An 11,925-nucleotide genomic window follows, 5' to 3' on the forward strand; every position below is an offset into this window, starting at 1 on the left:
TTATAAGAATTTTTATGCACTGCTTCGTCATGGGACTCCTTAAATAGCTCGCTATTCGCGTCGTCCCATTCCTTGCATTGCATAAAAATTCAAGAATAAAAGCGGACAGTGATTTAATCAGCGCTTCCCTAGCTCAGACTGATATGGTACGAAAAAGCCCTTCCTCTATAGGAAAGGCTTTTTATGTCTAGAAAGAACAACTGTAGAAAATAGAATCCCCAAGGGTGAGCCGCTCTTTAATGAAGTACAGGGCTTTTTTCATGTTTTCCTTGTCTACTGCATGGAGCTTTCCACTTTTGAAGGACTGAATCAGGTCCTCTACATCTTTTTGCTGGATACGTACATATTCGCCCTCCTGGAGAAAGGCTTGTCCGTTTCGTTTAGCATAGAGATTGTCCATATAGTTGTTTAAATCGTCTTCGTTGCACCAGAGGCACACATCTTCTGCTTTCGCGTCGGATTTCAGCTTTGTGTCATTGATAATGTCTTCTTGCGGAATTTTTACTGCAAATTGGTCCAGCATGGCATTTTCTCCTTTTCAAGACATGAACGTTTGTGCTAATATTATTATAGCATATTTTATCAAAGAAAGCAGGGATTTTTTATTGTGTAAGTAAGAAAAGGAACGATGGAAATGGCTATCAAAAGGTGGGAACCGGACAACTTTCATTTGGAAACTTCTACGGTATGGAGATTCCCGGAGCACGGAGATTGGGCAACTCATGATTCTTCATACCGCGGCAATTGGTCGCCATATGTGCCCCGTAATTTACTTTTACGGTACAGCGGGGAAGGAGATATAGTTCTTGACCAGTTTTGTGGTGGAGGAACAACAATGGTAGAATGCAGGCTGCTGAATCGGATTGGGGTAGGTTCGGATGTCAATGTAAAGGCTTTGCAGTTGACCGCTAAAAAATGCAATTTTGATAGGCCGGGATGCGGGGAAGTTTATTTACACGAATCAGATGCACGTAATCTTGCCTATATTCCTAATGAGAAAATAGATTTCATTTGCACTCATCCGCCTTATGCCGATATTATTAAATACAGTAAAAACATACCGGCAGATATATCACTTTTGAGTGTGCGACCTTTTTTAAAGGAAATGGAAACGGTTGCTCATGAATGTTACAGGGTATTAAAAAGAGGAAAATTCTGTGCGATTTTGATGGGAGATTTAAGACAGCATGGATGTGTTATACCTCTGGGGTTCAAGGTTATGTCTGTGTTTGAAAAATGTGGTTTTACTCTTAAGGAATTGATTATTAAAGAGCAGTACAACTGCCGTCATACGGCAGAATGGGTTGAACGGAGCAAAAAGTTTAATTTCTTGCTTTTGGCGCATGAGCATTTGATGATTTTCAGAAAATAAATATAGAAAATAATGATATACAATATCACGAATTTAGCCCCAATAATTTGAGAAATTTTGGCCTTTTAAATTAAAAAATTATATTTACGAATTCAGGAAAACAAGAAATATCAAATACATTGTAAATGCATCACAAGTGCATGTAAATGCATTGGACTAACGATTATATATTAGGTATTGAAGTGATATGCTCAAATATGTTAAAATAACAAGATCAATTAATATTTTAGGGAGGCACTTCAAAATGGCTAAAAATAAACTTGTAGCTCCTGTTTTGAAATGGGTGGGAGGGAAGAGACAATTACTGGATACTCTGAAACCACTTTTTCCCAAAGGTTATAAATCATATTGTGAACCATTTATTGGTGGCGGGGCAGTACTTTTTTCTATACAACCTAAGAATGCCTATGTCAATGATATTAACGCTGAATTAATTAATGTATATAATGTCATTCAAAATGATGTGGATGAGCTCATTGAGTTACTAAAGCTAATGAAAAATGATTCAAAGTTTTTTTATGAGATAAGAGATTGGGACAGAGATAGAGAAAAATACCAAAGTCTTTCAGAAGTACAAAAAGCAGCTAGAATTATATATTTAAACAAAACATGTTATAATGGGCTGTATAGAGTGAATAATGCTGGTGAATTCAATTCGCCTTTTGGGAGTTATAAAAATCCTAACATTGTAAACGAACCAGTACTCCGGGCTGTTAGCAATTATTTTAATAAGGCTAATATCCATTTTACTACTGGCGATTATTCTTTGGTATTAAAAAATATAACAAAAGGAACGTTTGTATATCTGGACCCACCATACGATCCAATATCTACGTCTTCGAATTTTACGGGGTACAGCAGAGGAGGCTTTGGAAGGGAAGAACAAATACGATTAAAGGCTTTTTGTGATAAGTTGGATTCGCGGGGAATTAAATTTATGTTGTCAAATTCCGCAACTGAATTTATTCTTGATCAATATCAGAACTACAAGATTACTCGTGTGCAAGCCAAGAGGGCTATTAATTCAGTTGGTAGCAAGCGCGGAAATGTTGACGAAGTTGTGGTGACTAACTATGAGCGGTAAAGAAAATACTAAAAATGACTTGGCCTGGGAGAAACTGTTCGATAGATATAATATATTAGAACAGATTGAGAGCAAGGGGAAATTTGTCATCTCGGCTAATCAAATCAAAGAAGAGAGAGAGCCTAGATTAATGACGAAATTTGATCATCACATCAACTTACCTAAAATATTTTTAAAAAATAAATTAGCAATTTTGCCAATTACTCGTGGCGATTATGCTATCGGACACTTTGATGTTTATCATCAGTTTGAAGATGAGAAAATGGATATAACAAGGGTACAACTTCCAGACTATGTACAAAGCTTAGATGTTGATAATATTACTAGTGAAGCGATGGCACTCAATGCGGCTGTTGCTTCTGGTATTATTGCTGAATTTTTAGAAGAAGAACAAAGTAAGCTTGTGTCGACTGTTTCAGGGCGTATGAGTTCTGGCTCATTCTCTTTTCATGTTAATCATGTTTATAAGGCAGAACCGAATTACTGCCTTCAAGTTAATAGGTCTCAAATTGAAATTGATGCAGCATATGAAGGAATTAATTTTTTGTCTCTGTTTGAGGCCAAAAGAGATCTTGCAGATGATTTTTTAATCAGACAGTTGTATTATCCATTTAGACTCTGGAAAGAAAAAGTTAGTAAAGAAGTCAAGACAGTTTTTTTAGTGTATTCAAATGGTATTTATCGCATTATGGAATATGCATTTGAAGATATAGACAATTATAACTCCTTGCATTTGGTGAAACAACAGAGGTATTCAATTGAGGATACAACTATTACCATGATGGATATTCAATCTGTTTTAAAAAATGCGGTTTCAGAACCAGAACCAGAACCTGATAACATTCCATTTCCGCAAGCGGATAGTTTCGAAAGAGTCATAAATTTATGTGAACTTATCAAATCAAGCAACGAGGAACTTACTAAAAATAAAGTTACCGCGAATTACGCATTTAACGAACGGCAATCCGATTATTATACTAATGCAGCACGATATCTAGGCTTAATTGAAAAAACATATAATGAGAATCGCGAACCTGTATATACCCTGACTTCCAAAGGGATGTCAATTTTGACTTCCAATTTTAAACGGAGACAACTTGAATTTTGTAAGTGTATATTGCAGCATTCCGTTTTTGCAAATGCATTAACTAGATATTTAAAAACTGGTATTATGTTGACAAAATCGGATGTTGTTCAGTTAATGCAGGAGGCCAAGATTAAGGGAATTGATGAAGAAACAATGCGACGTCGGTCACAGTCTGTACTTGGGTGGATTAGCTGGATTGTTGCTCTTAATAATGAGACTTAAGCATTAATGTATTGGAAAAGATAAATGAGTTTTGACACGCAAAGAATATTGAAAGGCTTAATGTCTGAAGAAAGCTTGTATACATGAAACAGATTACTGCTCTTCTTTATCATGATTTCACCGCTCTGGATGCGCTGGGGCCGCTGGAGGTGCTGGGGAGGCTTCCCGGCTATGAAATCCGGTATGCTTCTCTTTTCGGCGGCCCGGTGTCTAATGAGAAGGGCCTGGTAGTGATGACGGAGGCGCTGTCTTCTCCGGGACCCGGTGATATCCTTCTCATTCCCGGCGGTATGGGAAGCCGGCAGCTGGTGCTGCAGGATGATTTTCTTGCCGCTCTTCGTAAGGCGGCTCTGGAATCGACGCTGGTGATGACGGTGTGTACCGGTTCTGCCCTGGCGGCGGCAGCAGGGCTTTTAGACGGGCTTCATGCCACAGGAAATAAGAAGGCCTTTGACTGGACCATGTCCATGGGGAAAAAGGTGCTCTGGCAGCGGGATGCCCGCTGGACGAGGGACGGGAAGTTCTACACTGCCGCCGGCGTGTCTGCCGGAATAGATATGGCCCTGGGATTTGTGGCGGATCATTTTGGTAGGGAAAAGGCCTTTTCCATTGCAGAGGGCATGGAGTATGGCTGGAATGAAAGGGCCGAGGGTGGCTGGTGTTTTAAGAAACAGGGGAAATAGGAGAAGTTTTCGGCGCTTTTTCTTTTATAAAAAACAAAAAAATAAAATAGATTACATAAAAATGCGAGCTGCGGTATACTTTTACATATGGGATGTTACATATTTCAAATTTTTCAGAAAAAGAGGGATAGGAATGAACGAAGAATTGACCAGGCAGTTCCTCAATGCCTGTCATGAATCGCGCCGGATCTGTGAGCTGCTGCCGGATCTGCCGCCCCGCATTAAGCCGCGGCATATCCGCATTATTGACTGTATTTATCAGCTTCATCAGAAAGGAGGGACGGTTCGTGTCAGTGATGTGGCGGAGGCCATGAACAGCACCATGCCGTCTATTACGAAGCTGGTGAATGAACTCTGCGCCATGGAGGTGGTGCGGAAAAGGCAGGGGCGCAGTGACCGCCGGGTCTTTACGCTGACCCTCACGGATCTGGGGAAGCATTACTATGATGTGTATGTGACCGGCTTCCAGGGCTGGCTCTGCCAAGAAATGCAGGATATACCGGAAGATGATATAAAGGCCATGGTTGCCATGGTAGGGAAGGTAAAGAACATTCTGCTGAAAGCAAGGGCGGAGTATGGCCCCTTGAAATAGGAAATGAAAACACGGCGGCATGCCGTGTTTTTTTTATGTGACTTTAAGGAAATATTGATTCAGGGAATGGGCTTTTATCCCATTTTCTGCGGCCTGTATGCCGGAAGGGCCCGCAGTCTGGGGGGGGGTATACTTTGCACTGCATAAAAAATCAGGAATATAAGCAGAAAATGATTTAATCAGTGATTTCGTGAAAATTTACGAAATAAGGGAATTGTGGTATACTACAGAGGCAAGTTAATTACCTGAGATAACCATAAGCAGGCGGAGGCAGTGTACTTGGTATCCTCACGGTGCATTTCTTCTTTGCCCCTGTGGTACTATTTTTTATTTCTGCGCCCGCAGGGCCCATCCAACCTGAACATCTTAAGAAGTCATTTTCCCCGAATCTTTCCCGCCGGCCGGTATGTATCGGCAGAGGAGCCACTATCTCCATGTACCGAGATCCTTCACTACGTTCAGGATGACCGGTGGGAGGCGGGAAAGCCCTTGCGCGCAGCAAACGCAGCCCTTCTGCGCAACCTGCGGGCCCTGTGGGCCCGTCCCCTCCCCTTTTTTTCTGCCTGGCAGCACCGGAGGCACAAAGGCAAATCTCGTAACGTCCTTGCCTACCCCTGAAAGGGGTGGGTGGCGAGCGCAGCGAGCCGGAAGGGGTCAGCCGCAAAGCGGCCTATATAATTCATTGCCCGGCAGGGCAATCCACAACCCTCAGCGTCCATAGGATGGGGAGAACCTTCTGAACCCGGGCCGCCAAGCGGCCCACTATTATGAAAGGAAGCGATTGTATGCAATTTGAACGGCGCCTGGACAGGCGGCTGATTTTTTCTATCATTGCGGCAGGGATACTGTCTTTTACAGGCGTGGTTATCGAGACGGCTATGAATGTGACTTTCCCTTCTCTTATGAAGGAGTTTGGAATTTCCACTTCCCTGGTACAGTGGATTACCACCGGGTACCTGCTGGTGCTGGCGGTGGTGATTCCCACCTCCGGGTACTTGAAGGAGCGGTTCCCCATGAAGGGGCTCTTCTTAACGGCGGCAGGGCTTTTCATTCTGGGAACGCTTCTTGGCGCCTGGTCGCCGGATTTCCTTCTTCTCCTTCTGGGACGGCTTCTCCAGGGGGCCGGTACGGGCATCGTCCTGCCCCTCATGTTTAATATCATTATGGAGCAGGCACCGCTTAACCGGCTGGGTGTCATGGTGGGGGCAGGCATGCTGGTGTGCGCCCTGGCACCGGCGGTGGGACCTTCCATCGGCGGGTATATTGTGAGCCTTTTCGGCTGGCGCATGATATTCTGGGCGGTGCTTCCGCTGCTTCTGATTTCCTTTATGGCAGGCGGCCTGTCGGTGCGCCAGTCTTCGGAAATCCGCATCCGCCCCTTTGATACGGGCGGCCTTCTGTACCTGGCCATTTCCTTCACCTGCCTTCTTCTGGGACTCACGGATCTGGGAAAGGGGAAAATCACGGTGATGGCGGCCATTCTCTTTGCAGGATTTCTGCTGGCCCTCTTCCTTTTCAGGAACCATGAAATCAGGTGCATGGAGCGGGGCGGCCGGCCTCTTCTCAATATCCGCGCCTTTGGAAACCGGCCCTTCGTGCTGGGGGCTCTGGGGCTCTCGCTCCTCCAGTTCATCTGTCTGGCTCTGGGCTTCCTTATCCCCAATTTCTCCCAGATTGTCACAGGGGAAAATGCCTTTGCCGCCGGCTGTATCCTTCTGCCCGGCTGTGTTCTGGGCGCCCTCTTTGCGCCGGTGTCAGGTCGGATTTATGACCGCTTCGGCGCCAAAAAACCGGTGCTTCTGGGAAGTGTCTTCCTGATTTTCTCCCTTGTCCTGTTCAACAGTACCCTTTCCTTCGCTTCCACCGGGGTGCTTATGGGGTGCTACCTCTTCTTCGCCGCCGGCCAGGGGCTGTCCGTAGGAAATATCCTCACCTACAGTCTGTCCGTGCTGGATAAATCCATGAAACCGGACGGGAATGCCATCTGCAATACGCTGCAGCAGCTTTCCGGCGCCGTAGGCACTGCCGTGGCGGCGGCCCTGGTTTCCGCCGCCCAGCTGGCGCTTCCTTCCGATTTCGTCCACGCCACCGCTTCAGGCACCGCCGAGGCCTTCCTGCTGCTCCTCGTGCTGGGGGCTCTCCAGTTTGCCGCCCTCTTCTCCTCCTTTCGGAAAGAGGAAAGGGGGGAAAGACGGGAGACCGTAGAAGAGAGACGATAGACCGCTGTCTGCTTACCGCTTGCCGCTGAGTAGTTTTTCTGCCGAATGGGTCATGGGCGGCAGGTTATGCAGCTTTTCTGCACAACCTGCGGCGGAGCCGCGCCCCTTCTTTAAAATTTGCGCCTGTACAGGGCGCAACCACCCTTTGAACCTTTTGAACCCGGAGCCGCTCTGCGGCTCCCTTTTCCGCCACCTTTCCCTTTTCCCGAACATGTAGTATAATGTAAAAGTTATGTGAATTTCACAAAGGCCATGATGGTCGGCGCTTTTTCTGCCGGAATATAGGAATTTCCGGCAGGGCGTTTTTTCATGTGTGGAATTCATAATCCGGCAGGAAACGGGTGTCAGCCTGCCGCTATAATGGGAAATCGGAGGAAAGAAGAATGGAAGAGAGAGACAGCTTTAAATCCCGCCTGGGATTTATCCTTGTCAGCGCAGGCTGCGCCATCGGTATCGGCAATGTGTGGAAATTTCCTTACGTTACCGGCGAATACGGCGGCGCGGTTTTTGTGCTTTTTTATTTGCTTTTTCTGGTGCTGCTGGGGATACCGGTGGTAACCATGGAACTGGCGGTGGGCCGGGCCAGCCACAAGAGCGCCATGCGGGGCTTCGAGGCCCTGGAGCCGAAGGGCAGCCGTTGGCATATCCACGGCTGGGTATGCCTTCTGGGGAGCTTTATCCTCATGGTGTACTACACCACCATTTCCGGCTGGATGGTGGATTATTTCGTCCGTTTTCTGAACGGCTCCTTCAATGGCCTTTCGCCGAAGGCGGTGGCCGCTTCCTTTGATGCCATGGTGGCCAATCCCTTTGAAATGATGATTTTCATGGGCATCAATGTGCTGGTGGGATTTCTGGTGTGCGCCGGAGGAGTAGCCAAAAGTCTGGAAAAAGTAACGAAGTGTATGATGCTGGGGCTTCTGGGGCTCATCGTGATCCTGGCGGTGAACAGCATTCTGCTGCCCGGGGCCGGAAAAGGGCTGGAGTTCTATCTTCTTCCCGACTGGAACAGAGCGGTGGAGGCGGGCCTTGGCAATGTGGCAGCCGCTGCCATGAACCAGGCTTTCTTCACCCTTTCCGTAGGCCAGGGCTCTATGGAAATCTTTGCCAGCTACATGAGCCGTGACCATTCCCTTACTGGGGAAGCGGTGCGTATCACGGCGCTGGATACATTCGTAGCCCTTCTGGCAGGCATGATTATATTTCCTGCCTGCTTCGCCTTCGGCGTAGAGCCGTCGGAAGGGCCGTCCCTTATTTTTGTGACACTGCCCAATATTTTCATCCATATGCCCATGGGTCAGCTCTGGGGCGCCCTTTTCTTCGTATTCATGACGTTTGCCAGCTTCTCCACCGTGACGGCGGTGTTTGAATCCCTCATCGGAAACTGCATGGACAACTTCCGCTGGAGCCGCAAAAAGGCGGTGCTGGTGCTGCTGCCCCTGGTCTTCTTCGGCAGCATTCCCTGTGTGCTGGGCTTCAACCTCTGGTCTGGCGTCCACCTCCTGGGCGGGCGGGGCATCCTGGATATGGAGGACTTCCTGGTCAGCAGCCTCATCCTCCCCGGCGGCTCCATCGTTTTCGCCCTTTTCTGCGTAACAAAATACGGCTGGGGATTTGATAACTACCTGAAGGAAGTCAATACCGGGGAAGGCATGAAAATGCCCCGCTGGATTTGTCCCTACTTCAAGTACGTTCTGCCTCTGCTGATTTTCATTATCCTGGTCAAAGGTCTCATGTGACATGGCGGTATAGTGTACTCGTGTTTTTCTGACAGGAAATCGAATGAAAAAGACGCTCCTCTGCGGGCGTCTTTTTTGTGGGTACAATTTGCGGCGCTTCCCACAGGTATCACCTTCCTTATATGCCATCTATGAAACACTGGATGGTGTAATTATACGGAATACTCATACTAACATGACTTGGTTTCCAAATCAGGCAGGCGGTGTTATAGTAGAGGAAGCGGGCCTGGAGGCTTTCCGGGCTTATCATTTCATTGAGGAGGCAGAAAAATGGCGAATTACAATCCTTACGAAAACATGCTGGACGTGCTGGACAGGGCGGCCGAAGTGCTGGGTTACAAAAAAGAAGACTATGCTTTTGTACGGTACCCGGAACGGGAGCTTACGGTCAGCATTCCTATCCGCATGGATGACGGGCATGTAGAGGTTTTCTCCGGCTACCGGGTGCAGCATTCCACTGCCCGGGGCGCTGCCAAGGGAGGCATCCGTTTCCATCCCCAGTCCGATGAAAACGAAGTGAAGGCCCTGGCTGCCTGGATGACCATTAAGAATGCCATCGGCAATATTCCTTACGGCGGTGCCAAAGGGGGCATCCGGGTGGATCCTCACAAGCTGTCCTCGCGGGAACTGGAGCGCCTCACCAGAGGCTATGTAAGGAAGATTTATCCTATCATCGGGCCGGATAAGGATGTGCCGGCGCCGGATGTGAATACCAATGGCCAGATCATGGCATGGATTGCCGATGAATACGCCGCCCTTTCCGGCAGCTGGCAGCCCGGCGTGGTGACAGGCAAGCCCCTTTCCACCGGCGGTTCCCTGGGAAGAAATGAAGCTACCGGCCGGGGACTCCTTTTCACATTGAAGACCTGGTGTGAAAAGAGTCATAAGGACATCGGCAGCCTCACCATGGCAGTGCAGGGCTTCGGCAACGTAGGCTCCGTAGGTGCCCTCCTCATGCACCAAGAAGGGGTAAAGATTACCACCATCGGCGACATCAACGGCACCTGGCACAACCCCAAGGGCCTGGACATCGAAGCCATGTACGTATACGCCAATTCCCACGGCCGTTCCCTGAAGGGCTATACCGAAAGCGGCGCGGAAATCATTCCGGACAGCGAGCTCTTCAGCCAGGACGTGGATGTGCTCTTCATGGCGGCTCTGGAAAACCAGCTCAATGCAAACATCATGGAAAGAGTAAAGGCACCCCTCATTCTGGAAGGCGCCAACGGACCCACCACAGAAGAGGCGGATACCTATTTCGAAAAGAAGGGCATCGAAGTTTTGCCTGACGTGATGAGCAACGTAGGCGGCGTAGTGGGCTCCTATTTCGAATGGGTGCAGAACCGCACCGGCTACTACTGGACCGAGGCGGAATATAACGAAAGACTGGCAAAGAAAATGCGCGAAGCCTATGAAGACGTATACGCATTAAAGGAAAAATACCACGTCACCTACCGCCTGGCCGCCTATATGCTGGCCCTGCAGCGGGTAGTGGAAGCACAGAATACCAGAGGATTTTTAGGATAAAAGGGAAATCGGAATAAAAGAGGTCTCCTGCCGTATACAAAGGACGTAGGCAGGAGGCTTCTTTTAGTGTCTGCGTAACGTGATATAATCGGGAGAGAAAACAAAAGGATTTTTGAAGGCTGATGAGACAGGCTGTGGATTTTCTCTGGAGGCGCTTCCCCTGGAGACACAAAAGCCAATCCCGTAACGTCCTTGCCCACCCTGCCTAAGGGGTGGGTGGCGAGCGCAGCGAGCCGGAAGGGGTCAGCCGAAGGCGGCCTATATAATTTATTGCCCGGCAGGGCAATCCACAACCCTCAGCGTCCAAAGGACGCTGTTAAACCTAAGAACCTTAAAAATCTTTTTAAATCATAACCCTTCTACACAACCTGCCGCCGAAGGCGGCTACAACCTTCGGGCCCGAAGGGCCCGCCCCCCTTTGGTGGCTGCGTCACCACAACCCTCAGCCCGAAGGGCTGTCAAACCTAAGAACCTTTCGCGCCCTTTGGGCGCAAAACCCTCTGAACCCGGGCCGCAAAGCGGCCCTATATAAAGGAGAAAAAATATGTTTATCATCGGATGTCATTTATCTGTTTCCAAAGGCTTCCTGGCCATGGGGAAAACCGCCACGGCCCTGGGAGGCAATACGTTCCAGTTCTTTCCCAGGAATCCTAGGGGCGGCCAGGCCAAGCCTCTTATAGAAGAAGACGTGGCCGGCCTTGCCCGGTGGATGGAGGAGCACCGCTTCGGTCCCATCCTCTGCCACGGTGCCTACACCATGAACGGCGCCTCCACGAAGGACAGTGTGCGGGAGTTTGCCAGGACTGCCATGAGGGAAGACCTGGCCAAGACCGCCCACCTGCCCTGCTGTATGTACAATTTTCACCCCGGCGCCCACCTGAAGCAAGGCGTGGACAAGGCGGTCACACTCATTGCGGACATGCTGAACTACGCCATGGACCAGGAAGAGCTGCCAAAGTATGTGCTCCTGGAAACCATGGCCGGCAAAGGCACAGAGGTAGGCCGTACTTTTGAAGAGCTGGCGGCCATCATGGACAGGGTAGAGCGGAAAGACCGTCTGGGAGTATGCCTTGACACCTGCCACGTATACGACGGCGGCTATGACATAGTGAACGACCTGGGTGGCGTGCTCCGGCATTTCGACGAAGTCATCGGCCTTCCCCGCCTCCATGCCATTCATCTGAACGATGACAAGAATCCCCTGGGAAGCCACAAGGACCGTCACGAGAAAATCGGGGAAGGCACCCTGGGCCTTGACGCCATCGCCCGCATCATCAACCATCCCCTGCTCAGGAACCTTCCCTTCTATTTGGAAACGCCAAACGAGCTTCCCGGCTATGAAAAGGAAATCGCATTGCTGAAAGGGCTTCGGAAAGATTAGGGAAGCGCTGATTAAATCG

10 protein-coding genes are annotated in these 11,925 nt (G+C 48.6%); 9 read left to right on the forward strand and 1 reads right to left on the reverse strand.

The window, feature by feature from the left end:
- Positions 1 to 187: 187 nt before the first annotated feature.
- Positions 188 to 523 (reverse strand): hypothetical protein, encoded by a 336-nt coding sequence (locus B2Y11_RS05825; RefSeq protein ID WP_291057247.1) that lies wholly within the window; start codon positions 521 to 523, stop codon positions 188 to 190.
- A gap of 111 nt (positions 524 to 634) precedes the next feature.
- Here B2Y11_RS05825 and B2Y11_RS05830 point away from each other — a divergent pair, with 111 nt between their 5' ends.
- The 9 genes from B2Y11_RS05830 (at position 635) to B2Y11_RS05870 (ending at position 11,906) form a co-directional block, all read left to right on the forward strand.
- On the forward strand, positions 635 to 1,372 hold the full coding sequence (locus B2Y11_RS05830) for a TRM11 family SAM-dependent methyltransferase (RefSeq protein WP_291057248.1): 738 nt from the start codon (positions 635 to 637) through the stop codon (positions 1,370 to 1,372).
- A 244-nt stretch (positions 1,373 to 1,616) separates the two neighbouring features.
- Positions 1,617 to 2,456 carry a DNA adenine methylase gene (locus tag B2Y11_RS05835; RefSeq protein ID WP_291057249.1) on the forward strand — a complete coding sequence of 280 codons (840 nt, stop codon included), beginning with the start codon at positions 1,617 to 1,619 and terminating at the stop codon, positions 2,454 to 2,456.
- A complete protein-coding gene (locus tag B2Y11_RS05840; protein ID WP_291057250.1) occupies positions 2,446 to 3,765 on the forward strand; it encodes a type II restriction enzyme in 1,320 nt (439 codons plus the stop codon). The genes B2Y11_RS05835 and B2Y11_RS05840 overlap by 11 nt, the downstream gene beginning before the upstream one ends.
- An 83-nt stretch (positions 3,766 to 3,848) precedes the next feature.
- Positions 3,849 to 4,448 (forward strand): DJ-1/PfpI family protein, encoded by a 600-nt coding sequence (locus B2Y11_RS05845; RefSeq protein WP_291057252.1) that lies wholly within the window; start codon positions 3,849 to 3,851, stop codon positions 4,446 to 4,448.
- Between the two features lie 133 nt (positions 4,449 to 4,581).
- Positions 4,582 to 5,040: a MarR family winged helix-turn-helix transcriptional regulator gene (locus B2Y11_RS05850; RefSeq protein ID WP_291057254.1), complete on the forward strand. Its 459-nt coding sequence runs from the start codon at positions 4,582 to 4,584 to the stop codon at positions 5,038 to 5,040.
- Between the two features lie 785 nt (positions 5,041 to 5,825).
- Complete coding sequence (locus tag B2Y11_RS05855; RefSeq protein WP_291057256.1) at positions 5,826 to 7,259, forward strand: MFS transporter; 1,434 nt, start codon at positions 5,826 to 5,828, stop codon at positions 7,257 to 7,259.
- A gap of 383 nt (positions 7,260 to 7,642) precedes the next feature.
- Positions 7,643 to 8,998, forward strand: coding sequence for a sodium-dependent transporter (locus tag B2Y11_RS05860; protein ID WP_291057258.1), 1,356 nt, complete (start codon positions 7,643 to 7,645; stop codon positions 8,996 to 8,998).
- Positions 8,999 to 9,268: 270 nt separating this feature from the next.
- The gene (locus B2Y11_RS05865) at positions 9,269 to 10,525 is read left to right on the forward strand and encodes a Glu/Leu/Phe/Val family dehydrogenase (RefSeq protein WP_291057260.1); all 1,257 of its coding nucleotides are present in this window, start codon (positions 9,269 to 9,271) and stop codon (positions 10,523 to 10,525) included.
- A 544-nt stretch (positions 10,526 to 11,069) separates the two neighbouring features.
- Positions 11,070 to 11,906, forward strand: coding sequence for a deoxyribonuclease IV (locus B2Y11_RS05870; RefSeq protein ID WP_291057262.1), 837 nt, complete (start codon positions 11,070 to 11,072; stop codon positions 11,904 to 11,906).
- Positions 11,907 to 11,925: the final 19 nt, after the last annotated feature.

It is taken from the genome of Dialister sp. UBA1703 (assembly GCA_002320515.1).
Taxonomy (GTDB): domain Bacteria; phylum Bacillota; class Negativicutes; order Veillonellales; family Dialisteraceae; genus Dialister.